This is a genomic window from Marivibrio halodurans (assembly GCF_017963645.1).
In the GTDB taxonomy this organism is placed as follows: Bacteria; Pseudomonadota; Alphaproteobacteria; order UBA8366; family Aestuariispiraceae; genus Marivibrio; species Marivibrio halodurans.
In genome coordinates this window covers 100,411-126,497 of sequence record NZ_JAGMWN010000001.1, presented here as the reverse complement: position 1 = coordinate 126,497, position 26,087 = coordinate 100,411, and the positions used below count along the sequence as shown (strand labels likewise).

The following is a 26,087-nucleotide window of genomic DNA, read 5'->3' as shown; positions in this document are numbered from 1 at the left end:
CGCCGATACCGGCCGCGCGTCGGACCAACACCCTGAACGCAAGAGAGGGGCCGCACCATGAGCAAATCCGAACCCAAGAAGACCCTGAAGCTGAGCGACCCGGACACCGGGGACAGCTGGGACCTGTCGGTCTTGCAGGGCTCGACCGGCCCCGATGTCATCGACATCCGCAAGCTCTACGCCCAGACCGGCTATTTCACCTATGATCCGGGATTCACCTCGACCGCCTCTTGCGACAGCGAGGTTACCTATATCGACGGTGACGAAGGTATCCTGCTGCACCGCGGCTATTCGATCGAGGATCTGGCCGAGCACTGCGATTTCATGGAGGTCTGTTATCTGCTGCTGCGCGGCGAACTGCCGAACGCGCAGGAGAAGGAGACCTTCAAGACGACCATCACCTATCACACGATGGTCCATGAGCAGATGAGCAACTTCTACCGTGGCTTCCGCCGCGATGCCCATCCGATGGCCGTCATGGTCGGCGTGGTCGGCGCGCTCAGCGCCTTCTATCACGACAGCACGGACATCAACGATCCCGAGCAGCGGATGATCGCCTCGCACCGGCTGATCGCCAAGATGCCGACGATCGCCGCGATGGCCTACAAATACTCCGTCGGCCAGCCCTTCATGTATCCGCGCAACGATCTCGGCTATGCCGAGAACTTCATGCACATGACCTTCGGCGTGCCGTGCGAGGAGTATAAGTGCTCCCCCGCCGTGGCCCGCGCCATGGATCGCATCTTCATCCTGCATGCGGATCACGAGCAGAACGCCTCGACCTCGACCGTGCGCATCGCCGGATCCTCGGGCGCCAATCCCTTCGCCTGCATCGCCGCCGGCATTTCCTCCCTCTGGGGCCCTGCCCATGGCGGCGCGAACGAGGCGGTGCTGAACATGCTCAACCAGATCGGGGATAAGAAGAACATCCCCGAGTTCCTGGAGCGCGCGAAGGACAAGGACGACCCCTTCCGCCTGATGGGCTTCGGCCACCGGGTCTACAAGAACTACGACCCGCGCGCGAAGGTCCTGAAGAAGAGCTGCGACGAAGTGCTCAAGGAGCTCAATGTCAGCGATCCGCTGCTGGAACTTGCCCAGGAGCTGGAGCAGATCGCGCTGAGCGACGATTATTTCGTCGAGCGTAAGCTGTTCCCGAACGTCGATTTCTATTCCGGCATCATCCTGAAGGCGATCGGCTTCCCGACCAGCATGTTCACCGTGCTGTTCGCGCTGGCGCGCACCGTCGGCTGGGTCGCGCAGTGGAACGAGATGATCACGGACCCCAATCAGAAGATCGGCCGGCCGCGCCAGCTCTATACCGGCAATACGAAGCGCGATTTCGTGCCGATCAACCAGCGCTAAGACCCCGAACGCGCCACGACCGGGCGCACGCGGCAGAAATAAAGGCGGGAGGACCATGAAGGGCCTCCCGCCTTTTTCTTGCGCGAATTTCTTCCGGAAGATGGACCGGCTATCAAGCCGCCCGAACGGCCTCCAGGAAATTCGCGACGATCCCGCTCAACCGGTCCGACTGCTTCGATAGATTATCCGAAGCGACGCGCACCTGCCCGGCGGAATCATCCGTCGTCGTGGCTGACGCGGAGACACTGCCGATATTCTGCGTGACGGTCTCGGTGCCGCGCGCGGCCTCCTCGACATTGCGGGCGATCTCGTTCGTGGCGGCGGTCTGCTCCTCGATCGCCGCGGCGATGGTCGCCGCCACCTCGTTCACCCGTTCGATCGTCGTCGTGATCTCGACGATCGCGCCGACGACCGCCGTCGTGTTGTGCTGAACCTTCGCGATATGGCCGGTGATCTCCTCCGTCGCCTTGCCGGTCTGCGCGGCGAGGGTTTTTACCTCGTTGGCGACGACAGCGAAGCCCTTGCCCGCCTCGCCCGCGCGCGCCGCCTCGATCGTGGCGTTCAATGCGAGGAGATTGGTCTGCTCCGAAATCGCCGAGACGATCTCGATCGTCCTGCCGATCCGTTCAGCGGAGTCGGCCAGTTCCTTCACCAGCGTATCCGTCGTCCGCGCCTGATCGACCGCCTCGCGCGCCACGCCGGTCGAGGTCTGGATCTGCCCGCCGATCTCGCCGATCGACGCGGTCAGTTCCTCCGTGGCGCTCGCGACCATCTGGACGTTGCCGGTCGCCTGCACGGCGGCCTCGGAGACTTCGGATGCCTGGACCCGTACGGCGCTCGACGCCTCCGAGAGCGCGCGGGAGGTATCGTTCATCATCGATACCGCGTCGCGCACCTGATTCAGGACCTGCGCGACATCCCGGTCGAAAGCCTGGGTCAGCTTGCTGAGCTGTTCGGCGCGCGCGGCACGCTCCCGTGCCTCCTGCTCCCGCGCCTTCGCGGCACGTTCCCGTTCCGCCGCCGCCTCCTCGGCCTGTTGCATCGTCGCCTTGAAGACATCCACGGCCTTGGCCATGCGTCCCAGTTCGTTGCGGTATTCGGTCGCCGGAATCGCCGTGTCACGCTCGCCCCCGGCCAGCCGCGACATCGCATCGGTCATGCGTCCCACGGGCAGGGAAACCGCGCGAACGATCCCAATGCCGAGCAGCGCCAGAATCACCGCCGTGACGAGGATCGTGGCGACGATGCTGCGCTCGACCATGGTGGCGGTTTCATCGGCGGTGCCGGTCGCCTCCTCCATGCGTGCGTGGAAGGCGGATTCGATCTCCACAAAGAAAGGCTCGCTCGCCGCGAACAAGTCCGACAGATGCGCGATCCGCTCTTCCAGCGCCAGCCGAAGCTCGCTCAGAGCCATGAAGTCATCCCGGTAGGATTGCATCAACACCGCGATGTTCCGCCGCTCCGTGCCCGGTACCGCCGCCCCGTCGAGCGTCCGGGCGAATTCAGCGAAAGCCGCCTCGAACCGCTCGACATATTTCGGGGAAAGGCGAAGCAGGAAATCCTTCTCGTGCCGGCGCAACATCAGCATGAGCACCCGAAGGTCGGCATCGTCGAACCGGCCCAACGCCTCCTCGACGGCATGAACCGATCCGCGCAAGCGCCCGCGCAGGCCGTCCTCCTCCGTCAATCCGACGGTTTGCGACGCATCCACGACGCTTGCGAACTGGGCATTGTAAGCGGCGAGCCCCTCTTCCAAGGCCTGGAAGGTATCGCCAAGATTCCGGCGGTCCATCGTCCCGAGCGCCTGATCGATCTTGGTCATGACCTCCGAATGCTTCTGCGCATAGGTCATGTCCTGACGCAGGAGGAAATCCTTCTCCCGCCGCCGTGCGTTCAAGAATTCGTAGGCGATGGAATCCAGGATCTCGTTTTGACCGGCGGCCTCCCGCGCGACGGCATTGGCGCGGCCTTCCATCATGTTTCCGCCGATAACGACGAAGGCGATCAACAAGAAACCACCAAGCGAGACACCGGCGAGAAGCGCGATCTGCATCTTGATGGAAGCGCGTTTGAAGAAGCCGACCCGGCTCTTGTCCTTTTGCATGATATCTATCCAGACCTGCATGAGGGTGGACCGGCGAAGCACCGGTGTTCCGTAGGCCGGAATTTGCACAGATCCGGTTATGGAAGCGTTAACACCCGCCTAGGTACTGGATCGAAGGGATGAGATAATCGCGTCGGCCGCCGCCAGGCTGGGCGCGCCCCCGGACGGAGCGAGGCTTTTCAGATAGGGGACGAGGGCCTCTTCCTGCGCGGCGCCCTCCCCCTTCAAGAGTGCATCGAGATCGGCGGCGAGTTGCGCCGGATTGCATTCCCCCTGCAACCGCTCCGGCACCAGTTCGCGTTCCGCCATGATGTTGCAGAGATGCACGTAATCGACCGATGTCATCCGGTCGATTACCCAATAGGTGATCGGGTTGAGGCGGTAGGCGATCACCGTCGGCACCCGGGCCAGCGCGAGTTCGAGCGCGACCGTCCCACTGGCGGCCAGCGCCGCGTTGCTTGCCGCCATGGCATCGTACTTCTCCGATGCGCCGCGCAGGACCGTCGCCGGCACCCGCCACGCCGCGACGGCGGCCGCGATTTCGTCGGTCAGATGCGGCACGGTCGGAATTACGATGGAAAGATCGCCGATCCGGCCCGCCAAACGCTCGACCGATCGGCCGAACACCGGCAGGAGACGCCGAACCTCACCCCGTCGGCTTCCCGGAAGAACGCAGATGAGAGGTCGGTCCGGATCAATCCCGTGGCGGTCGCGGAAGGCCGGGCCGTCCCCCCTATCCGCCCCCGACTCCAACACCGGATGGCCGACGAAGGGCGCGTCGAGGCCGACCGCCTCGAAATAGGGCGGCTCGAACGGCAGCAAGCACAGAAGCCGGTCGTAGCGTGCCTTGAAGCCATGCACGCGCTTCGGCTTCCAGGCCCAGACCGTCGGTGCGACATAGTGGATCAAGACGCCCGGGCGGCTTACCAGTGAGTCCATAACCCGCCGCGCGAAGCCGGGGGAATCGATCGTCACCACGGCGTCTGGCGCCAGCCGGTCGATGGCGGCCGCCGTCTCCGCGATGCGGCGCTTCAAACGACGCGCATGGGGCAGAACCTCCAGGAACCCCATGACGGAGAGTTCCTCCATGGGAAAGAGGCTTTCCAACCCCTGCTCCCGCATCATCGGCCCGCCCACGCCGGCGATGCGGACCGCCCCCCCCGTACGTGCCTTGAGCGCGGCGATGAGCCGCGCGCCAATGGCGTCGCCGGAGGATTCACCGGCGGTCAGGAAGATCAGGGGGGACTCCACCATCGCGCGCGGTCCCCTCACGCGTCCGCCGACGGATCGACGGCGACCAGGAACATCCCGGCCGCATCCGCGATTTCGACCATCCGCTCGCGATCGACCAGCAGGGTACGACGCGCCTCGACCGCGATGCCGCTCAGGCCCGCGTCCCGCGCGCCCTCGACCGTCCGGGGACCCAGGGTGGGGCGGTCCGCGCGCATCTCCTGCCCTTGCTTCGCGAACTTAACCAGCACACCGCCCGCCCCCTCGCGCCGCAAGCCGGCGCAACGGGCGATCAAGCTGTCCGTTCCCTCGATCGCCTCGACCCCGAGGACCAGCCCTTCCTGCACCACCACGGCCTGCCCGACATCCGCCTTGGCCAGCGCGGCCAGGACCTCCTGACCGCGCGCCACGTCCGAGAGCGCGCCCGCGTCCGGCGCGTGCGCCCCCAACTGACCCGGCTCCGGCGACATGTCCGTCAGCAAGGTGTCGACCCCAACGATGCGCCAACCATGCTCCCGCTCGAAATAGCCGATGACCGCGCGCAGCAGCCCATCATCCCCCAGGGCGCGCGCACCGATACGCGTCAGAACCTTGAGCGCGGTCGCGTCCGGCCGCATGGCCGGCAAGGATGGGCGCGTCACCGGACCAACCATGACGAGATCCTGGATGCCCTCCTCCTTCGCGCGCTTCAGATAGGCTCCGGCCGCGCCGAGCCGGATCGGCATATGGGGGACATCGTCGAACAGGCCGGGCTCCGCCGCATTCTCGATCACGAAGACGAAGAAGGGACGCCCCTCGCTCAGGCACCGGTCCACGACGCGCCTGGGAAGCTTGCCGCCACCGGCGACGATACCGAGTTTCCGGGACGTCTCCCCGCCGGGCCGTTCGGCGCGCGGCGGGACGGGATCGCTCACGCCGTCGCGCTCACGCGTCATTGTCCGCGGGCTTGGGCTGGGTCACCCCGCGCGCACCGCCCTCCCGGATGAAGGACACCAACTCGCCGACGGCCGGCACATCCTCATAGGTCTTGGCGATCGCCTCGACCCGCTCGCCGAGCGTCCCGGCCTCGGCGGCGAAAAGCGCCTTATAGGCCGCACGCAGCGCATGAATCTGGTTCTTCTCGAAACCCCGGCGCTTCAGGCCGATGATATTGAGGCCGCAGAGGTTCGCCCGCTCCCCCATGACGGAGCCGAAGGGGATCACGTCGTTCTCCACCCCCGACATCCCGCCGATCATCGCCTGATGGCCGATGCGCACGAACTGATGCACGGCCGAGAGGCCACCGATGATGACATGGTCTCCGACCACGACATGGCCCGCCAGGGTGGCGTTATTCGCCATGATGACACCGTCGCCGACACGGCAATCATGCGCGACATGCGCGCTCGCCATGAAGAGGCAGTTATCCCCGACCTTGGTCAGCATGCCCCCGCCCTCGGTACCGGGATTCATGGTGACATATTCCCGGATGCGGTTACCGCTCCCGATAACAAGCTCGGACGGCTCCCCCTTGTATTTAAGGTCCTGCGGCGGCAACCCGATCGACGCGAAAGGATATATTTCCGTGCCCGCCCCGATCCGGGTCCGCCCTTCGACCACGACATGGGACCGCAATCGGACGCCCGCGCCCAGAACGACGTCCGGTCCCACGATGCAATAAGGGCCAATATGGACATCGTCCGCGATGTCGGCCTTCGGATCGACGATCGCGGTAGGGTGAATTTCGGCCATCAGCTATCCCGTATCATCGCGGAGAATGTCGCCTCGGCGACCAGCTTGTCCTCGACGAAGGCCTCGCCGAAGAACTTCCAGACCATGCCGCGGTTCTGTCGTCGATTGACCCGGATATGCATGCGGTCCCCGGGGAAGACCGGGCGGCGGAACTTCGCCTCCTCGACCGACATGAAGTAGACGAGCTTACCTTCCGATTCGGGGCCGAGGCTGGTGACGACCATGACGCCCGCCGTCTGGGCCATCGCCTCGACGATCAACACGCCCGGCATGATCGGCTTACGCGGAAAATGGCCCTGGAAGAAGCTCTCGTTGATCGAGACGCATTTGATGCCGATCGCGTGCTCGTACGGCACGACTTCCTCGATGCGGTCGATCATCAGGAACGGATACCGATGCGGGATCCGCTCCATGACGGTCATGATGTCGATGTCCTCGATCTTTTTCATTGGTTCTTGTTGGTCCGCCATGGCCCCTGCTGTTACCCCCGTCACTTGCCCGTCGCTTGTCCGCGACCGCTTGCCGCGCCAGACCTCTCGGTTGCCGTCAGGACTGATCGTCGCGCGCATTCCTGTCGCGACTCAGCCGCTCGAGAATCACGTTGCGACGGTGGAATTCCCGGATGGGTACGGCCGGAACCCCGCAGAGCTTGGCGCCGGCCTCCACGTCGCGCCAGCTACCGCTCTTGGCGGCCATCTGCACGCCGGTTCCAACACGCGAATGCGGCCCGATGCCGACTTGGCCGCCCAGCACGACGAAATCCTCGAGAACGGCGCTACCGGCGATCCCAACTTGCGCGCACAGGACACACCCCTTCCCGATACGAACGTTGTGCCCGATGTGAACGAGGTTATCAATCCTGGTCCCGTTGCCAACCTCCGTATCGCCGCTCATGCCGCGATCGATCGAGCAGTTGGCGCCGATCTCGACATCGTCGCCGATCACCACGCGCCCCAACTGCGGCAGGTCTATATGGCCCCGCCGATCCATCGCGAAGCCGAAGCCGCGCGTCCCGATGGTCGTTCCCGCGTAGATGCGGCATCTTTCTCCGATCAACGCATAGGTGACGACGACGCCGCGACCGATGCGCGTCCCCGCGCCGACCCGGCACCCGCGTCCCACCACCGCATTGGATTGGATCCAACAACCGTCGGCAATTTCGGCCTGCTCTTCGATCACCGCGCCGGCCTCGATGCGCACGCCGGTACCGATGATCGCATCCTCGGCGATCCACGCCGAGTCATCGACCGCCGGCTCCACGGTCGCGTCGGGATAGAACATCTGCACCGCGAGCGCGAAGGACCGGTAGGGCAAGGGCGTCAGAAAGCGCATCGCACCGGCCGGCACGCGGTCTGCATGATCCGGACGCACGACGACCCCACCCGCCTTCGTCTTGGCCAGCGCATCCTTGTATTTCACATTCTCGAAGAAGCTAAGGACGTGCGCGCCCGCGGCCTCCAGAGTACCGGTATCCGAAAAGATACGGTCGGCTTGATCGGCGGGCTCCACGGTCGCCTCGATCGCCTCGGCGATCCGACCGGCCGTGAAGGGCCCGACTTTGTGGAAGAAGCGCGGATCGGCCACGGATCGCTCCTCGACGATCAGTTGCCGGTGCTGCTCACATCCGGCAATTCGACGGACTTGATGGACTCGTTCAGACGCTCGAGCGCCTCCTCGCTGATCGAAAGCTCGTCCCGCGACATGATGACACTGCTATCCTGCGGGGAATTGCTGAAGATCAGATTGAGATCGCGTTCCTTCGCGATCTCCAGCACAACTTGGCGCAACGCATCGCGAATTTGTCCCCGCGCGGCGGCATAGGCCTTGTCCAACGCCTGCTTGCGCTCCTGCGCGGTGCGCTGCAATTCAGCGACCCGTTGATCGAAGGCCGCCTTCTTCTCCTGGAAGGCATCCTGCGAGAGGATGGAGCGCTGCTGCTCCAATTGCTGGCCTTCCTGCTCCAAGCTGGATTGACGATCGCGCAGTTCGGTCTGGTAACCGCTCAACAGGGCCTCGAACTGTTCACGCAGACTTTGCCACGCGATGGAATCGCGCTCGACACCGGCCACATCGATGACGGCGATCCGAGCCTCCGGAATCTCCTGCGCGACCACCGCCGGGGTGGCGTTCAGGAGCACGGCGCCCCCCATGACACAGGCGGCGGCAAGGGCGGAAACGTTACGCGTGATCGTGGACATCAGAACCTCGTGCCAAACGAGAAGCGGAAGACTTCCGTCCTGTCGTAATCTTCCTTCACGACCGCCTGCGCGAGATCGACGCGGATCGGTCCGAAAGGTGAAACCCAGTTGACGCCGACACCGACGGAAGCGCGCAGACTTGCCGTATCGCGAACGCCGCTACCGGAATTGTCGACCTCCGTGAGCGTTCCGAAGTCGCTGAACAACGCACCGGTGAGATCGAATTCCTCGGGCAGACCGAGCGGGAAGGAAAGCTCCACCGTACCGGCGGCATATTGCTGCCCGCCCAGCGCATCGTCCGTCGCCACATCGCGCGGCCCGGCACCCGCGTCCTCGAAGCCGCGCAGATTGTCGCCACCAAGGAAGAAGCGGTCCTTGATCCGTGTATTCTCGCCGCCCCACCCGACCATATGGCCGGCCTCCGCGCCCAGCATCAGGCGATAGTCGGCGGAGAAGGGAATGTAATAGGCCCCCTCAACGGAAGTCTTGAAGTAATTCACCGTGCCGCCGACGCCCGCCAGATCGTTACGCAGCGCGACATAATAACCGTCGGTCGGATCGATACGGCTGTTACGCCGGTCGAAGGTCAGGGTCTGGCCGACCGACGAGACATATTCGGTGCCTTCCTGCTCCTTTACGAAGAGCGAGGCATTGGCGGCGACGTTCTCGACGGTCTCCCGCGCGAAGCGGTAGCGGAGATTCTGCCGCCAATCCTCGTTAATCTCATAGCCGGTTCGCAGCCCCGCGCCCGTCTCCTTGCTGTCGAAGGAGGCGATATCCTGATTGTCACGCACGGTATGGAACAGATCGAACCCGGCCGACAGACGGCGCCCGAGGAAATAAGGCTCGGTAAAGCTCAAATCGACGCTCTGCTGTTCCTGCGCGATCGTACTGGAGAGCCGGAGTTCCTGCGCCCGGCCGAGCAGGTTGCGTTCCCGGATGCTGAATTCCGCCAACGCGCCGACCGAGGTCGAATAGCCCGCGCCGACGCTCAACTCGCCGGTGGACTGCTCCTCCACATCGACCTGAACGACGGTGCGGTCCTGCTCGCTGCCCGGCACGTTGTTCACATCCACCTGCTTGAAGAAGCCGAGATCGGAAATCCGCTCACGCGAGCGCCGCAGCTTCGAGGCGTTGAAGGCATCGCCTTCCACCAGCAGGAACTCCCGCCGGACCACCTCGTCCTCGGTGCGTGTGTTGCCGCGAATCTCGATCCGCTCGACATAAGTCCTGGGCCCCTCGAGCACCTCGAAGGTGATGTCGATCGTCCGGCTATCGCGGTCACGCTCGACATTGGGGCGCACCTCGATGAAGGCGTACCCCTGATCTCCGACCATGTCCGTCAGCTTCAGGACCGTCTCGTCGACCGCGTTGGCGTCGTACCAATCACCGGGTTCAAGCTCGACCGCCTGCTTCAAGACCTCAGCATCCACGTCCGGAATCCGAGAAACGACATCGAAGTCGCCGAAGGTATAGCGGTCCCCTTCCTCGATCGTGAAGGTGACGAAAAAGTTCTCGCGATCCTCCGTCAACTCGGCGACGGCGGAGACAACCCGGAAGTCGGCGAAGCCCTCCGCGAGGTAGAAGCGCCGCAGAAGCTCCCGATCGAAGGTCAGCCGGTCGGGATCATAGACATCGCTGTTCGACAGAAAACGATACCAGCGCGATTCCTTGGTCTGAATTTCCTCGCGCAGCGCGCCGTCCGAGAAGTAGCGGTTCCCGATGAAACTGATCTTCTCGATCCCGGTCAGCGGCCCTTCGTCGATTTCGAAGGCCAAATCGACGCGATTGTCGCGCTGCTGAATGACCTTGGGATCGACCGTCGCCGCGAAACGCCCGCTGCGGCGATAAAGCTCGAGGATACGGCGCACATCGTTCTGAACGGCCGTGCGCGTGTAGACGAGACGGGGCCGCAACCGCACCTCGGACTGCAGCGTTTCGTCGTCGATCCGCTGGTTTCCCTCGAAGGCAATGCGATTGATGATCGGATTCTCGACCACCGTCACGACCAGCGTCCGCCCCTCCAGCGCCATGCTGACATCGGCGAAATATTCCGTCGCGAAAAGCGCCTTCAGGGCCTTGTTGATCTGGGTCGGGTCGATCGGATCGCCTTCCTGCAACCCGATATAGCTGCGCACCGTCTCCGCCTCGATACGCTGCGTGCCCTCGACGCGGATACCCTCCAGCGCCGGGCGCCCCGGCAGGGTCGTGGTCGGTCCGTCGCTCGCTTCCGGCGCGGCGCCCTCGGACGGCGCGGGCTCGACGATCGTCGGACTTTCATCGGAGGATTGCGCCCACGCGGCGCCGATTCCCGACATGGCCAAGATGCCGGCGACCGCGAGAACGCCAAGCGCGTGCGCGGCACGCCACGACAAAGAGTCTAGTGCCGCCAGGAAGACCCGCCCCGCCGTTCGCTTCAAACCACGCCCCCATTATCGCAACGCGATCCACCCGGGGTTTCCGATGCACCGCGCCAGCTCATTGCCGCCGCAATACCCCAGGAGATGATTTACTTCAAGTGCTTAAGCCGAGATCAGATCGGAAGGCTCAACACATCGTTGATGGTGATGAATATCATGAGGGCCAACAGCAAGGCCAGCCCTATTCGGAACGCGACCTCCTGCGTGCGTTCACCGATGGGCCGGCCGCGCACCGCCTCGACGGCGTAGAAGGCCAGATGCCCGCCGTCCAGCATCGGAATCGGGAACAGGTTCAGAAGCCCCAGATTGATCGACAGGACGGCCATGAAGCTGATGAGCGAGAGCAGACCGAGTTGCGCCACGTCGTTGGAAAGTTGAACGATCTTCACCGGGCCGCCCATATCGTCGACCGATCGGTCGCCATAGAATATCTCGCCGATCGCGGACAGCGTAAGCGCCGTCAGCCGCCAGGTCTCCGACGCGCCAGAAGCCAATGCGCCGAACGGCCCCTGACGCTCGAACCGCGCGACCGGCCCCGTGACCCCCAGAAGATAGCCGGTGCCGCCTTCCTCCGCCTCGGAATCGCGTACCTCCGGCGCGGCGTTCAGCGTCAGGCGCTCGCCCTCGCGGGCAATGGTGAAACTAAGGCGCTCTCCACCGCTCTCCGCGACGGCTTGCCGCAGATCCTCGAAGGTCTCGATCGGCCTGCCATCGACGGACAGGATGCGGTCGCCCGGCTGGAACCCGGCCCGGTCGGCGGCGGACCCCTCGCGGACGGAACCGACCCCCTGTTCCTGGAAATCGGTCGGAACGGGCTTGCCATGCACCATGTAGAGGCCGGCCAGGATCACGATCGCGAACAGGAAATTGGCGACCGGTCCAGCCGCGACCACGGCCGCGCGCTTGCCAAGCGGCTTGTGCGCGAAGGAAACCGCGCGCTCCGCCTCGGTCAGCGGCCGTTCGCGTTCCTCGCCGTCGCTCTCGCCGCGCTCGATCAGGGTCTCCCCCTCGCCGAACATCTTCACATAGCCGCCGAGCGGGATCAGGCTCACTTTCCAGCGCGTGCCCGCCTTGTCGGTCCGGCCCCAGATTTCCCGGCCGAAGCCGATGGAGAAGGTCTCGACCCGCACGCCGGCCCAGCGCGCCACCAGATAATGGCCCAGCTCATGAACGAAGACGAGGAGGCAGAACACGATGATGGCGTTGAAATAGCCAACCGAGCCGACGAATGAATCCATGATACCGTTCCGTCTCCGTCCTGTTCACGCGAGCGCGCCGTTCGCGCGCCCTGGCATAGATATGGCGGCAAGGCCCGTCCGTCGAGGGTCCCCGCCCTTTTACCGCGTGCTTTCCGCCGGCCGCGTCCCGCCGCCGATCCGGGCAACATGGGACTCCGCCTCGGCGCGCGCCTCGCCGTCCAGGGCGATGACCGCCGATACACTATCCGGGACCGGCGCGTCGAAATGTTCCAGCGTCGCCTCCACCACCGCGACGATATCGAGGAAGCCGATCCGCCCCGCCAGGAACGCCGCTACGGCCACCTCGTTCGCGGCATTCATCACCGGCGGCGCGGCCGGGCCGGCATCCAGCGCCTCCCGCGCGAGGCGAAGCGCGGGAAAACGGCTTTCATCCGGCGGCGAGAAATCCAGCCGCGCGATCGCGCTCAGATCGAGCACGGGGCTGGCCGTCCTGATCCGGCGCGGCCAGGCCAGGGCGTGGGCGATCGGGATACGCATGTCCGGCGCGCCGAGTTGCGCCAGGAACGAGCCGTCCGAATAGGCCACCATCGAATGCACGACCGATTGCGGATGGACCAGCACCTCGATCCGCTCCGACGGCATGTCGAAGAGATAATGGGCCTCGATCACCTCCAGGCCCTTGTTCATCATCGTGGCGGAATCGACCGAAATCTTCGCGCCCATCGACCAGTTCGGGTGCGCCACCGCCTGTTCGGGGCGCATTCCGCGCATCTGGTCGCGCGTATGGTCACGGAACGGCCCGCCGGACGCGGTCAGGATAAGGCGGTCGATCGCCGCGCGGTTGGCCTCCTCGAAGACCTGGAAGATCGCGTTATGCTCCGAATCGACCGGCAGCAGCGTAGCCCCTCGGGCCGCGACCCGCTCCATCATCAGGGAACCGGCGCTGACAAGGCACTCCTTGTTGGCGAAGGCCACCAGCGCCCCGCGCTCCACCGCCGCCAACGTCGCCGGCAGGCCGGCCGCGCCGACGATCCCCGCCATGACCCAATCGGCATCCCGCCGCGCGGCCTCGACCACGGCATCCGGCCCGGCCGCGACCTCGCAGCCCGTCCCGGACAACGCCGCCTTCAGCGCGCCATAGCCCGACGGATCACCAAGCGCGGCGAAACGCGCGCCGAAGCGACGGGCCAGGTCGGCCAACCCCTCGACATTGCGATGCGCCGTCAGTGCCTCGACCCTGAACCGGTCGGGGGCGTCCGCGATCAGATCCATGGTGCTTCGCCCGACCGACCCGGTGGCGCCGAGCACGGTAACGGCGCGCGGCGACCCCTCGGTTCCCGGCCGTGCCGCCACCGTCCCGTTCGCTTCGTTCGCGCCGATGGTTCGCACGGCCATACCGTTCGCCCTCGTTGCCGTCAAAAGGGACCCGGCGGCAGGTCGAGACGCAAGCCGCCGTCGAAACCGACATGATAGAGCCAAAGCGCCGGCGTCGCCGTGAGGAACCCGTCGAGACGGTCGAGAATGCCCCCATGCCCAGGAATTAGCGTACCGGAATCCTTCACCCCCGCACGCCGCTTGCACCAGGATTCGAGGAGATCGCCGCCTTGCGAAACCGCGCTCAGCAATGCGGCGACCAGGATCGTCTCCCCTCGCATCTGCCCGGCCCAGAGCGCGCAAAGAATCGTTACGAGGACGGCCACCGCCATACCGCCCAACAGCCCGGCCCAAGTCTTGTTGGGGCTGATGCGCGGGGCCAGTTTCGGTCCGCCGAAGGTGCGGCCGCACGCATAGGCACCGATATCCGTCGCGACCACCAGAAGCACGAGCCAAACCAACAGGTCGAGGCCATAGGGCGCGTTGCGCAACGCATAGGCCGAAACCCCGCAGAGCAGGATGACACCCACGCCGCCGACCAAGGCAATGACCCGGTCCCGCACGGGGAAAGCCGCCACCATCCGCCGCCATTCGACCAACATCAGACCGACCGCGACGATGACCAAGCCGGTGAGCGCCCAGCCACCGCTCCAAATCAGCACGGCCGCGATCGGAACCAATACCAGCGCCGAAAGCGCCCTGATCGTCAGTTCACTCACGCCGTCACCGGCCGCTCTTGATCGAGCCATAGCGCCGATCGCGAACCGTGAAGGCATCCACCGCCTCGGCGAAATCCTCCTTGGTGAAGTCGGGCCAGTACTTGTCGATGAAGATGAACTCCGTATAGGCCATCTGCCAGAGCAGGAAGTTGGATATCCGCTGCTCGCCGCTGGTGCGGATCAGCAGATCCGGGTCCGGTAGCCCCGCGGTGAGGAGATAGCTGGAGAACAGATCGTCGTCGACGGCCTCCGGGCTGAGCAAACCGCGTGCGACCGATTCCGCGATATTACGCGCCGCCCGGGCAATATCCTGCCGGCCGCCGTAATTGAGCGCGAGCACCAGGGTGAGCTTGTCGTTTTCCTCGGTGGTCTGCTCCGCCTCGTCGATCAACTTGACGATATCGGCCGGCAGGCGGTCCCGTTCGCCGATCGCGCGAAAGCGGATACCCCGCGCGTGCATATCGGCGAGTTCGGCCTGAAGATAACGGCGCAGCAGTCCCATGAGGGTTTCGATCTCATCCGCCGGACGGCGCCAGTTCTCCGCCGAGAAGCTATAGAGGGTCAGCACCTCTATTCCGGCGTCGGCCGCGCCCTCGATCGCCGCGCGCACGGCCTCCACGCCCTTGCGATGACCGGCCGCGCGCGGCAGGCCGCGCCGGCGCGCCCAGCGCCCGTTTCCATCCATGATGATCGCGACGTGACGCGGTCCAGAGGGCGCGGTTCGGCCTCCTTCCGCGCTTGCGCTATCGGACATGACGGTTCCCCAGAAATTGGCGGCCGGCGAAACTCCGGCGCCTCAGACCTGCATGATCTCTTCTTCCTTCTCCGCGAGTACTCCGTCGATCTCGCCGATCGTCTTGTCGGTGATCTTCTGAATCTCGTCGGAGACGCGACGGGCCTCGTCCTGGCCGAGATCGCCGTCCTTCTCTTCCTTCTTGACGCTGTCCATGCCGTCGCGGCGGACATTGCGGACGGCGATACGCGCCTGCTCGGCATATTTATGCGCGACCTTGATCAGATCCTTGCGCCGCTCTTCGTTGAGTTCCGGAATCGGGATGCGGATGACATTGCCCTCGGTCATCGGATTGAGGCCGAGATCGCTCTCGCGGATCGCCTTCTCCGTCGCCTTGATATTATTGATGTCCCATACGGTGACCGCCAGCATGCGCGGCTCCGGTACGCTGACCGCGGCGACCTGATTGAGCGGCATGTCCGAGCCATAGGCCTGCACCCGCACCGGGTCCAGCAGCGACGGCGCGGCGCGCCCCGTGCGCAGCCCCGCCAATTCCTTACGGAACGCCTCGACCGCCCCATGCATCCGGCGGTTCAATTCCTTCACGTCGCTCGACATCGCGTCACTCTTCCTCCCGGCTGGCGTGGCCGTTTCCTTTAATTAATGAACATCCGCCGCGGATCGCGGCCACCCGGATGCCGGTCCCGGGGCGCTGGATCAAGCCCCCCGGCACGCCGTCAAGCCAAGCCGCCCCCTATCCACACCGCACGATCGACCAAAAGGAACACCCTTTAGAGGCACTCCGGAGGCGACTTCGCGGCGCGCCCTTCGAAATCCCGGCGCCAAAAACACCGACGCGGCGTTATATCACAAACGCCGCGCCGGCAAAGCCTGACCGAGATAGGCGGAAATCCGCGGGGCCTTAGCCCTTCATCGCGGCCGCGACCTCGGCCTGGAAATCGGATTCCTGCTTCTCGATTCCCTCGCCCAGACGGTAGCAGAGGAAGCCCGTCAGCTTGATCGGCGCGCCGGCTTCCTTCTCCGCCGCCTCGACGACCTTGGAGACCTTGCTCTCACCGTCGATCATGTAGATCTGCTCGGTCAGCACGACTTCCTCGTAGAACTTCCGCAACCGGCCCTCGACCATCTTCTCGATGATGTTGTCCGGTTTGCCGGAGGCCTTGGCCTGTTCCGTCAGAATGTCGCGTTCGCGCTGCAGGGCGGCGGCATCGACATCGTCGATCTTCAGGAATTCCGGCTTGGCGGCGGCGATGTGCATGGCGAGATTGCGGCCGAGCGCATTCAGCGCATCCACCGAGCCGGTGGACTCGAGCGCCACCAGCACGCCGATCTTGCCCAGCTCCGGCTTCATCTGATTGTGCACATAGGCGGCGACCACGCCATTCTCGACGGTAAGCGCGGCCGTGCGGCGGAAGCTCATATTCTCGCCGATCGTCGCGATCTTGTTGGTCAGTTCCTCCTCGACCGTGCGGGCCGTTCCGGGATATTCGGCCTTGAGCACCGCGTCGGCATCGCCCGCCTTCTCCAGCGCGATCTTGGAGGCGGTCGAGACGAAATCCTGGAAGCTCTCGTTCCGCGCGACGAAATCGGTCTCGGCGTTGATCTCGACGATCGCGCCGGAGGTGCCGCCCGTGGCGACGCCGACCAGACCCTCGGCCGCCGTGCGGCCCGACTTCTTCGCGGCTTGCGACAAGCCCTTCTTGCGCAGCCAGTCGACGGCACCCTCGACGTCGCCGTCGGTCTCCGTCAACGCCTTCTTGCAATCCATCATGCCCGCGCCGGTCTTCTCGCGCAGTTGCTTGACGAGGGTAGCGGTAATCTCGGCCATCTTATCCTCTCCATTACTTTGGGGCCGGACATGGCGCGCGGCCCGCGCCGGCGTCGCGCGCGCTCCGGTCCTTCGGTTGCTATAACGGGGAAAAGCGGCGCGCATGTTACAGGCGCGCCGCCCCTCGCCCATCCGTCATCCGTCGATCAGGCGCCGGAGGTAGTCTCCGCCGGCGCGGCGTCGGCCTCTTCCTTCTTGGCTTCGCCCTCGCCGTTCTCGACACCGATCTCGGCCGCCGCCGCGATCTCGGCCGAGGCATCGCCCTCGGCCAGCGTGGCCTCCGGGGTCGGCTCCGACTGCGCGCCGAAATCGATGCCGGCGGCGCCCATCGACTGCTGCAGGCCTTCCAGCACGGCGCCCGCCACGAGGTCGCAATACATGTTCACCGCGCGCATGGCGTCGTCATTGCCGGGGATCGGATAATCGATGCCGTCCGGATCGCTGTTGGAATCGATCACCGCGCAGACCGGAATGCCGAGCTTGTTGGCTTCCTTGACCGCGATGGATTCCTTGTTGGTATCGATGATGAACAGGATATCGGGCGTATTGCCCATCTCCTTGATGCCGCCCAGCGAGATTTCGAGCTTGTCGCGCTCGCGGTCGAGATTCAGGCGCTCCTTCTTGGTGAGGCCCGTCTCGTCCTTCGACAGCAGTTCCTCCAGTTCCTTCAGGCGCTTGATCGAATGCGAGATCGTCCGCCAGTTGGTCAGCATGCCGCCGAGCCAACGGTGGTTGATGAAATACTGGCCGCACTTGGTCGCGTTCTCGCGCACGATCGGCTGGGCCTGGCGCTTGGTGCCGACGAACAGCACCCGCCCGCCGGCGGCCGAAATGTCGCGTACCGCCTCAAGCGCGCGGTTCAGCATCGGAACAGTCTGCTCGAGATCGATGATGTGGATACCGTTACGTTCGCCGAAGATGAACGGCTTCATCTTCGGGTTCCAGCGGCGGGTGGTGTGACCGAAATGGACGCCCGCTTCCAGGAGCTGACGCATGGTAAAGGTCGGCATGGCCATCGAAATGGCTCCTTTCTTCTCCGGTTGATCCTCCACGGGGGGCATATGAGTGACCGGCCATCTCTCGGCCCGGCACCGGAAGGAGCGCGCGACATATGGCGACGCGGCCCCGCACCGTCCCCGTGTGCGTGATGGCGCGGGATATACGCGTGGATTACGGGCTTTGCAAGGGGATGACGGTGGGGTCGCCCTACCCCGTCTCCTCCGGCACCTGATTCACGTCATGATAGACGGGTTTGCCCGCCTGCCCGAAAAGGGCGGTTTCGGCGTCCGCCCGTTCCGACGCGCCGCCGAGGCGCAAACAGGCGTCGCAATGGGCGGCCAGGCGTTCGGCAAGAGAGACCCGCGTCTCGTCCGCCATCCCTTCTTCGTCCGCGCGCGCGACGATCGGCCGTGTCAGGACCGAAGAGACAAGCGGCATGTGCCCGCGCCGCAACAGCAGCAAGGCCGCATCGTTCGCCTTTTGAACGATGTCGCCCGCCCCGCCGCCGCGCGCCGATCCGGACCCGTCCGGACCCGTTATCAGGATAAGCATGCGCGCCCCTCCGACGAATGCCCCGCCGCCATGCCATGAGAAGAGCGGCCGGCCACCGAGCGATGGCTAGAGATCCTGCACATCCACGATGCCCGGGATCGATTTAACCGCCTGACGGAAGGCGGCGTTGATCGCGTAGGTGCGCGGCAGTGTAAGATCGATCGCGCCCTCGTCGCGATCCACCAAGTGGATTTCCACCCGGCCGCGCCCCGGCTTGCCGTGTCCCTCGAAGACACGGGTCAGGGGCTTCAGCGGCGCGTCGTCGCGCAGATAGATCACCATGCCGTCGGCGGCCTGGGCGGCCTCCTCCTCCAACGGACGGCAGGACGTGGCGGTGAGACGGATTTCCGCATCCTGGCCGTCGCCGCGCTTCTGCACATCGACGGTCATCAGCAGGGGCTCGCCGCTGTCCAGCATCTCCCGCGCGCCGGAGAGCACCTCCTGGAACAGCGTCACCTCGTACTGGCCGGAGGCATCCGACATCTGCACGAAGGCCATCTTGGACCCGCGCGAGGTGGTCATTTGGCGTTTGCCGCCCACGATCCCGGCTAGTTTCACGGCCTTCGACGTGCGCACCCGGCCCTGGGCCACGTCCGCGTACGACACGATGCCCAACCGCCGGCAGGCGTTCGCGTACGCCTCCAACGGATGGGCGGAGAGATAGAAGCCGATCGCCTCGAATTCGTAATGCAGCTTCTCCGTCGGCGGCCAGTCCGGCAGGTCGGCGAGACTGGGCCGGTTCAGCGTGTCGGGCGCATCGCCGAACAGACTGACCTGATCCGAATTCCTGTCCGCCTGGGTGGCCTGACCGTGCCGCACCACCTGTTCCAGCCCGTCGAAGAGCCGCCGCCGATTGGGCTCCAGCGCGTCGAAGCCACCCGCCTTCACCAGATTTTCCATCAGGCGCTTGTTCAGCGTGCGGCTATCCACGCGCTCCGCGAAATCGAACGGGTCCTTATAGGGACCGTTCTCCCGACGCTCGTCCACCACGGCCTGCATGGCGCCGGAACCGACATTCTTGAGCGCGGCGAGCGCGTAGCGCACCATCCGCGCGCCGTCCGCCCCCGCCCCCTTCTCGACCGAGAAGATGACGTCGGACTTGTTCACATCCGGCGGCAGCAGCTCGACCTCCAGCCGGTCGAGTTCCGAGCGGAAGACGTTGAGCTTATCGGTATTGTGCATGTCGAGAGTCATGGAGGCGGCCATGAACTCCACCGGATAGTTCGCCTTGAGCCAGGCCGTGTGATAGGCGACGAGCGCGTAGGCGGCCGCGTGGCTCTTGTTGAAGCCGTAGCCGGCGAAGGCCGCGATGGTATCGAAGATCTCGTTGGCCTGCTTGGCCGGTACCTGGGAATGGGTTTCCGCCCCTTCGACGAAGATGGCGCGCTGCTTGTCCATCTCCTCCTTGATCTTCTTGCCCATGGCCCGGCGCAACAGGTCGGCCCCGCCGAGCGTGAAGCCCGAAAGCTCCTGGGCCATCTGCATCACCTGTTCCTGATAGATCGGGATGCCGAAGGTCTCCTCCAGGCAGGCCTTGAGCTTGGGATGCGGATAGACCGGAACCTCTTCCCCATGCTTGCGCTTGATGTAGGTCGGGATGTTCTCCATCGGTCCCGGACGATAGAGGGCGACGACGGCGATCAGATCCTCGAAGCGGTCGGGCTTCATGCTTTTCAGCACGTCGCGCATGCCGGAGGATTCCAACTGGAAAACCCCGACCGTATTGCCCTTGCAGAGCATCTCGAAGGTGCGCGGGTCCTCAAGCGGGATTTGCGCGATGTCCAGCGGTTCCGTTCGGTCCTCGCGCTTGTCGATCAGTTCCTTCGCCCGCGCGATGACGGTCAGGGTCTTGAGGCCCAGGAAGTCGAACTTCACCAACCCCGCCTGTTCGACATATTTCATGTTGAACTGGGTGACCGGCATGTCGGAGCGCGGATCGCGGTAAAGCGCCACCAACTCGTCCAGCGGCCGGTCGCCGATCACCACGCCCGCCGCATGGGTCGAGGCATGGCGATAAAGCCCCTCCAGCTTGCGCGCGATGCCGACGAGACGTTCGACCGCCGTCTCGTTCTCTATCTCCTGCTGCAACAGCGGCTCGCCCTCGATTGCCTGGTCGAGGGTCACCGGATTGGCCGGGTTGTTCGGCACCATCTTGCAGATACGGTCGACCTGACCGTAGGGCATCTGCAACACGCGGCCGACATCACGCAGCACGGCGCGCGCCTGCAGCTTTCCGAAGGTAATGATCTGGGCGACCTTGTCGCGGCCATATTCCTTCTGGACGTAGCGGATGACCTCGTCCCGCCGGTCCTGGCAGAAATCGATGTCGAAGTCCGGCATGCTGACGCGCTCGGGATTGAGGAAACGCTCGAACAGCAGGCCGAACCGCAAGGGGTCCAGATCGGTGATCGTCAGTGCCCAGGCGACAACGGACCCCGCGCCCGAACCACGGCCCGGCCCGACCGGGATATCCCGGGCCTTCGCCCATTGGATGAAGTCCGCGACGATCAGGAAATAGCCGGGAAAGCCCATCTGCTGGATCACGTCCAGCTCATAGGCCAGCCGTTCGCGATAGGGTACGGCGGCGGCCTCCCGCGCGGCCTCGTCCATCCCTTCGGCCCATACCTGGGTTTCCAGGCGATGGCGCAGCCCCTCCTCCGCCAAATCGGCCAGCGCCTGCGTCTCCGAACGCCCCTCCAGCTTGGTATAGACGGGCAGCAGCGGCTTGATCTTCTCCGGCATGATGGCGCAGCGCCGGGCGATCACCAGCGTATTGTCCGCCGCTTCCGGCAGGTCGGCGAAGAGCGCGCGCATCTCCTCCGCCGACTTGAAGTAATGCTCGGGCGTTAGGTGTCGGCGCTCGGCATCCGCGACATAGGCGCCCTCGGCGATGCAGATCAGGGCATCGTGCGCCTCGTGCATCCCACGCGTCGGAAAGAAGCACTCGTTCGTCGCGACCAGGGGAACGTCCTGGGCATAGGCCAGGTCGATGAAGGCGTCCTCCGTCCGCTCCTCCTCGACCAGACCGTGACGCATGATTTCGATATAGAGGCGATCGCCCAGGATTTCCTTCAGCAGGCGGAGCATATCTTCCGCCGCCTGCATCTGGGATTCCAGGATCAGCCGGCCGAGCGGCCCCTTCGGCCCGCCGGTCAGCATGATCAATCCGTCATTCACCTCCCGCAGGTCGTCGAGGGAGATTTGCGCGTCCTCCCCCGCCTCCGGCTCCATATAGGCGCGCGAGAGCAACTTCATCAGGCTGCGATATCCCGCCTCGTCCTTCGCCAGCATGACGACCGGATCGGGGGCCGGGGCCTGCCCCATCCGGTTGGGCGCGCGATCCTCCCGCCGAAGGCCGATCTGCGCGCCGACGATCGGCTGCACGCCCGCGCCGGAGGCGGTCATGGCGAATTCCAGCGCGCCGAAGACGTTGTTCGAATCGGTCACGGCGACGGCCGGCATCCGCTGCGCGGCGGCCAGCTTGACCAGTTCCTTGACGTGAATCGCCCCTTCCGCCAGCGAATAGGCGGAATGGACGCGCAAATGGACGAAATCGGCGTGGCTACTCATATCCGTATCCTTACGCGAGTCGCGCGGCGCGTCATCCGCCGCGCCTGGGGATAGAGTCGCTTTCCTGGGGATAAGTCGATCGTGGGGACTCCTGGACGGCCCTTACGCGCAGGCGATGCCGTGGCGCTCGAACTCCAACGTGGAGTGCGCGATATCGAACCGCTCGGCGAGCAGGTGCTTCAGATCCGCCTTGATCGCCTCCAACCGCGCGAGATCGCCGCCCGCCACCATCGCGTCATCGATGACGACATGCGCTTCCAGCGCCACGCGCGCCTCGTCCAGCCACCAGATATGGATGTGATGGACCGCCTCGACACCCGACACCGCCGCCATCGCGTCGATCACCGCGCGGCGGTCGATATGACGGGGCGTGCCCTCCATCAGGATATGGATCGTCCCCGGCATCAGTGCCAGGCCATGCCACAGCACATAGACCGCGATCGCCAGCGTCAGTACCGCGTCGATCCAGACCCAGCCGAACAGCAGGATCAGGCCGCCCCCCAGGATCACCGCGAGCGAGGCAGCCGCGTCCGCCAGATTATGGACGAAGGCCGCCTTGATGTTGATCGAGGTCCTGGCCAGCGCGAAGGTCAGACACGCGGTCGCCACATCGACCGCCAACGCCACGCCGGCGACGATCACGACGATCCAGCCCTCGATCGGTTCCGGCTCGATTAGGCGCCAAACCGCCTCGTTGACGAGGAAGAGGCCAAGCACGACCAGCACCGTCAGGTTGATCAGCGCCGCGATCAATTCCGCCCGGCGGTAGCCGAAACTGCGCGCCGGATCGGCGGGCTTTCGTCCGATGCGGCGCGCGACGACCGCGAGCAGCAGCGCGGCCGCGTCGGAGAAATTGTGCAGCGCGTCCGCGACCAGCGCCAGCGATCCGGCGGCCAGACCACCCGCCACCTGCCCCACGGTCAGGACGATATTGGCAGCGACCGCCAGGTGGAGCTTGCGGTCGCCCATCGCGTCCGGATCGACGTGATGATGGTGATGCTGATGATCGTGGTGGCCGTGCGCATGGCCCTCATGCGGCATGGCGGGGATTACTCCCGATCATGGGGCGGACGCGCTCACCGACCGGTCCGCTTGGCCGGACCGGACGGAACCGCTTTCTCAGGACCGCTTCCGATAAACATGGATGCGCGCCTCCAGATGACCTTCGGTCTCGGAATAGGGCATGGAGCGGATCGAGGCGCTGGTCTCCACAGGCTCCCAGGCCCCTTCATCGCGCAACGCGGTAGCGGCCTCCCGGAACCCGCCGCCGTCCCATGCCGGGTGACTGACGGAGAAGATCAACCAGCCGCCCGGCTTGGTCGCCCACACCATGCCCGTCAAAGCCTCCGGCGGCGCGTGACCCGGCGTCAGCACGCCGAAGCTGACGCAGGCATCGAAGCTTTCAGCCTCGACCCCCTCGATCTCCGCGCCGAGCAACCCTTGCACCAACGCGCCGTAACAGCCCTTCGCCCGCGCGACGCCCAGCATCCCTTCCGAAGGATCGAGGCCGACGATCCGCTCATAACCGGCGGCGGCCAGCGCCTCCCCCATCAAACCGGTGCCGCACCCGCCGTCGAGAACGCGCGCCCCCGTGGGAACGTGCCGTCCGATCAGCGCCGCGCCGACGGCGGGATAGCGATAGCCGGCCGCCATCAGATCGCGCTCATAGGCGTGCGCCCAGGCATCGTAATGAGCCCCCACCTCGTCGGCGTCGCGGGCCTGGTACACCTTGTCGAGCCACGGATCGATGCGCTGTGCCATGGATTGCCTGTCCTTCATTATCCTGTCGTCGATTTGGGCGGCGGGGAAGGAGTCTATCGGGACCGAATGCGTACCGCAAACGCACACCAACAGCCCAATTTTTAGGCAAACGCACACGAATTGGGCGGCGTCTCATGGAGGCTCGTGGTTTATCATACAGTAAATGTTTGATATCGCATTATTTTAGAGAGAGCGTGAAAGTGGCACGCGCCCTGCTATGGCTGTGTGGCGTGACCCGCCCGGCGGATCGATGCAGGGCAAGCGCGCCTCGTTCCGCTTTGTCGGCCAAGAGCGATCGCCCCCGCGATCCGCCGGCGCGGCGGTTAATCAGGTTTTAGGAGAAACGGATCCGATGAAGAAGATCGAGGCGATCATCAAGCCGTTCAAGCTCGATGAGGTGAAGGAAGCCCTGCACGACGTGGGAATCCAGGGCATCACCGTCACCGAGGCCAAGGGCTTCGGGCGCCAGAAAGGCCACACGGAACTTTATCGTGGGGCCGAGTACGTTGTGGATTTCCTGCCGAAGGTGAAATTGGAGATCGTCGTCGAGGACAGCCTGGCGGACAACGCGGTCGAGGCGATCCAGAACGCCGCCAAGACCGGCAGGATCGGCGACGGCAAGATCTTCGTCTCCAGCATCGAGGAAGTGATCCGCATCCGCACCGGCGAGACCGGCGCGGAGGCCATCTAAGCCAACCGGCCGACGTCGGGTCCGCCGAGACCCGGTCCCGGCCACGACCGAACGCCGTCCAACCCGGTCCGCACGATGCGAGCGGGCAGGACGGTACGACCGAACGACCCATGACGCGCAGTCATGCGAAGCAACGATCAAGACGGTAAATGCGAAGGGGAACAGGACCATGTCCGACGGAATCAAGAAAGTAATGGATATGATTAAGGAAAACGACGTCCAGTACGTCGATTTCCGCTTCACGGACCCGCGGGGCAAGTGGCAGCACACCGCCCAGCACGTCTCCACCATCGACGAGGATGTCTTCAAGGACGGCATCATGTTCGACGGCTCCTCGATCGCCGGCTGGAAGGCGATCAACGAGTCGGACATGATCCTGATGCCGGATCCCGAGACGGCCGTGATGGACCCCTTCGCCGCGCAGCCGCTCCTGGTCCTGTTCTGCGATATCCTGGAGCCGTCGACCGGCCAGCCCTATGACCGCGACCCGCGCTCGACCGCCAAGAAGGCGCTGGCCTACATGGCGAGCCTGGGCATCGGCGATACGGCCTATTTCGGCCCGGAGGCGGAGTTCTTCGTATTCGACGACGTCAAGTGGTCGACCGACATGAACTTCATGGCCTATAAGATCGACAGCGAGGAGGGCCCGTACAACTCCGCCTCCGACTTCGAGGAAGGCAATATGGGCCACCGCCCGGCGATCAAGGGCGGCTACTTCCCCGTCCCGCCGGTCGATAGCGGCCAGGACATGCGTGCCGAAATGGTCTCCACCATGATCCAGATGGGCCTGGAGATGGAGAAGCACCATCACGAGGTCGCGCCCTCGCAGCACGAGCTGGGCATCAAGTTCAACACCCTGGTGCGCTGCGCCGACGAGATGCAGATCTACAAGTACGTCGTGCATCAGGTCGCCCATGCCTATGGCAAGACCGCGACCTTCATGCCGAAGCCGGTCGTCGGCGACAACGGCTCGGGCATGCACACGCACCAGTCGATCTGGAAGGACGGTCAGAACATCTTCGCCGGCTCGGGCTATGCCGATCTGTCGGAAATGTGCCTCTACTATATCGGCGGCATCATCAAGCATGCGAAGGCGCTGAACGCCTTCACCAACCCGTCGACCAACAGCTACAAGCGGCTGATTCCGGGCTTCGAGGCACCGGTCCTGCTCGCCTATTCGGCGCGCAACCGCTCGGCCTCGATCCGTATCCCCTATGTCGCGAGCCCGAAGGGCAAGCGGCTGGAGGCGCGGTTCCCGGATGCGACGGCGAACCCCTACCTCGCCTACACGGCCATGCTGATGGCCGGCCTGGACGGCATCCAGAACAAGCTCCACCCGGGCGAGGCGATGGACAAGGATCTTTACGATCTGCCGCCGGAAGAGCTGGAAGGCATCCCGACCGTCTGCGGCTCGCTGCGCGAGGCACTGGAATCCTTGAGCGCCGACCGCGAATTCCTGAAGAAGGGCGACGTCTTCACGGACGAGCAGATCGACGGTTATCTGGATCTGAAGTGGGAGGAGGTCTACGCCATCGAGCACACCACGCACCCGATGGAATACGCCCTCTACTACTCCAGCTGATCGGAGGGGGAAG

Annotated in this window: 22 protein-coding genes; 3 read left to right on the top strand and 19 right to left on the bottom strand. The window is 64.8% G+C overall.

All coding sequences use genetic code 11. The features are described from left to right. Nucleotides 1-57: 57 nt before the first annotated feature. Complete coding sequence (locus KAJ83_RS00485) at nucleotides 58-1,362, top strand: citrate synthase (RefSeq protein ID WP_210680058.1); 1,305 nt, start codon at nucleotides 58-60, stop codon at nucleotides 1,360-1,362. 112 nt (nucleotides 1,363-1,474) lie between these two features. Here KAJ83_RS00485 and KAJ83_RS00480 read toward each other — a convergent pair whose 3' ends face one another. From KAJ83_RS00480 to KAJ83_RS00390, 19 genes are all read right to left on the bottom strand, one after another. Continuing rightward, nucleotides 1,475-3,466, bottom strand: a complete 1,992-nt coding sequence (locus KAJ83_RS00480) for a methyl-accepting chemotaxis protein (protein ID WP_210680057.1) — start codon at nucleotides 3,464-3,466, stop codon at nucleotides 1,475-1,477. A gap of 99 nt (nucleotides 3,467-3,565) precedes the next feature. Then, on the bottom strand, nucleotides 3,566-4,720 hold the full coding sequence (lpxB, locus tag KAJ83_RS00475) for a lipid-A-disaccharide synthase (protein WP_210680056.1): 1,155 nt from the start codon (nucleotides 4,718-4,720) through the stop codon (nucleotides 3,566-3,568). A 14-nt stretch (nucleotides 4,721-4,734) separates the two neighbouring features. Beyond that, nucleotides 4,735-5,610 (bottom strand): LpxI family protein, encoded by an 876-nt coding sequence (locus KAJ83_RS00470; protein ID WP_343221911.1) that lies wholly within the window; start codon nucleotides 5,608-5,610, stop codon nucleotides 4,735-4,737. 10 nt (nucleotides 5,611-5,620) lie between these two features. Continuing rightward, the gene (gene lpxA / locus KAJ83_RS00465) at nucleotides 5,621-6,427 is read right to left on the bottom strand and encodes an acyl-ACP--UDP-N-acetylglucosamine O-acyltransferase (RefSeq protein WP_210680054.1); all 807 of its coding nucleotides are present in this window, start codon (nucleotides 6,425-6,427) and stop codon (nucleotides 5,621-5,623) included. Then, nucleotides 6,427-6,876, bottom strand: a complete 450-nt coding sequence (fabZ, locus tag KAJ83_RS00460) for a 3-hydroxyacyl-ACP dehydratase FabZ (protein WP_246484125.1) — start codon at nucleotides 6,874-6,876, stop codon at nucleotides 6,427-6,429. The genes lpxA and fabZ overlap by 1 nt, the downstream gene beginning before the upstream one ends. 97 nt (nucleotides 6,877-6,973) lie before the next feature. Then, nucleotides 6,974-8,011, bottom strand: coding sequence for a UDP-3-O-(3-hydroxymyristoyl)glucosamine N-acyltransferase (gene lpxD / locus KAJ83_RS00455; RefSeq protein WP_210680052.1), 1,038 nt, complete (start codon nucleotides 8,009-8,011; stop codon nucleotides 6,974-6,976). Between the two features lie 17 nt (nucleotides 8,012-8,028). Continuing rightward, nucleotides 8,029-8,625 (bottom strand): OmpH/Skp family outer membrane protein, encoded by a 597-nt coding sequence (locus KAJ83_RS00450; protein ID WP_210680051.1) that lies wholly within the window; start codon nucleotides 8,623-8,625, stop codon nucleotides 8,029-8,031. Further along, complete coding sequence (bamA, locus tag KAJ83_RS00445) at nucleotides 8,625-10,943, bottom strand: outer membrane protein assembly factor BamA (protein ID WP_210680050.1); 2,319 nt, start codon at nucleotides 10,941-10,943, stop codon at nucleotides 8,625-8,627. The genes KAJ83_RS00450 and bamA overlap by 1 nt, the downstream gene beginning before the upstream one ends. A gap of 215 nt (nucleotides 10,944-11,158) precedes the next feature. Beyond that, nucleotides 11,159-12,283, bottom strand: coding sequence for an RIP metalloprotease RseP (rseP, locus tag KAJ83_RS00440; RefSeq protein ID WP_210680049.1), 1,125 nt, complete (start codon nucleotides 12,281-12,283; stop codon nucleotides 11,159-11,161). Between the two features lie 99 nt (nucleotides 12,284-12,382). Next, nucleotides 12,383-13,639: a 1-deoxy-D-xylulose-5-phosphate reductoisomerase gene (locus KAJ83_RS00435; RefSeq protein WP_210680048.1), complete on the bottom strand. Its 1,257-nt coding sequence runs from the start codon at nucleotides 13,637-13,639 to the stop codon at nucleotides 12,383-12,385. Between the two features lie 20 nt (nucleotides 13,640-13,659). Continuing rightward, a complete protein-coding gene (locus KAJ83_RS00430) occupies nucleotides 13,660-14,337 on the bottom strand; it encodes a phosphatidate cytidylyltransferase (RefSeq protein ID WP_343221910.1) in 678 nt (225 codons plus the stop codon). A 4-nt stretch (nucleotides 14,338-14,341) separates the two neighbouring features. Then, complete coding sequence (locus KAJ83_RS00425; RefSeq protein ID WP_210680046.1) at nucleotides 14,342-15,091, bottom strand: isoprenyl transferase; 750 nt, start codon at nucleotides 15,089-15,091, stop codon at nucleotides 14,342-14,344. A gap of 42 nt (nucleotides 15,092-15,133) precedes the next feature. Then, on the bottom strand, nucleotides 15,134-15,688 hold the full coding sequence (gene frr / locus KAJ83_RS00420) for a ribosome recycling factor (protein WP_210680045.1): 555 nt from the start codon (nucleotides 15,686-15,688) through the stop codon (nucleotides 15,134-15,136). A gap of 304 nt (nucleotides 15,689-15,992) precedes the next feature. Next, nucleotides 15,993-16,919 (bottom strand): translation elongation factor Ts, encoded by a 927-nt coding sequence (gene tsf, locus KAJ83_RS00415; protein ID WP_210680044.1) that lies wholly within the window; start codon nucleotides 16,917-16,919, stop codon nucleotides 15,993-15,995. Nucleotides 16,920-17,065: 146 nt separating this feature from the next. Further along, on the bottom strand, nucleotides 17,066-17,935 hold the full coding sequence (rpsB, locus tag KAJ83_RS00410; RefSeq protein WP_210680043.1) for a 30S ribosomal protein S2: 870 nt from the start codon (nucleotides 17,933-17,935) through the stop codon (nucleotides 17,066-17,068). A gap of 190 nt (nucleotides 17,936-18,125) precedes the next feature. Then, entirely contained in the window at nucleotides 18,126-18,470 is a 345-nt protein-coding gene (locus KAJ83_RS00405) for a hypothetical protein (RefSeq protein WP_210680042.1), read from the bottom strand. A gap of 66 nt (nucleotides 18,471-18,536) precedes the next feature. Further along, on the bottom strand, nucleotides 18,537-22,040 hold the full coding sequence (gene dnaE, locus KAJ83_RS00400) for a DNA polymerase III subunit alpha (RefSeq protein WP_210680041.1): 3,504 nt from the start codon (nucleotides 22,038-22,040) through the stop codon (nucleotides 18,537-18,539). A 102-nt stretch (nucleotides 22,041-22,142) separates the two neighbouring features. After that, a complete protein-coding gene (locus KAJ83_RS00395; RefSeq protein ID WP_210680040.1) occupies nucleotides 22,143-23,081 on the bottom strand; it encodes a cation diffusion facilitator family transporter in 939 nt (312 codons plus the stop codon). A gap of 78 nt (nucleotides 23,082-23,159) precedes the next feature. Continuing rightward, nucleotides 23,160-23,801, bottom strand: coding sequence for a class I SAM-dependent DNA methyltransferase (locus KAJ83_RS00390; protein WP_210680039.1), 642 nt, complete (start codon nucleotides 23,799-23,801; stop codon nucleotides 23,160-23,162). Nucleotides 23,802-24,153: 352 nt separating this feature from the next. On the opposite strand from KAJ83_RS00390, the gene KAJ83_RS00385 reads away from it, so the two are divergent. After that, entirely contained in the window at nucleotides 24,154-24,492 is a 339-nt protein-coding gene (locus KAJ83_RS00385) for a P-II family nitrogen regulator (RefSeq protein ID WP_210680786.1), read from the top strand. A 169-nt stretch (nucleotides 24,493-24,661) separates the two neighbouring features. Then, nucleotides 24,662-26,074, top strand: a complete 1,413-nt coding sequence (glnA, locus tag KAJ83_RS00380) for a type I glutamate--ammonia ligase (protein WP_210680038.1) — start codon at nucleotides 24,662-24,664, stop codon at nucleotides 26,072-26,074. Nucleotides 26,075-26,087: the final 13 nt, after the last annotated feature.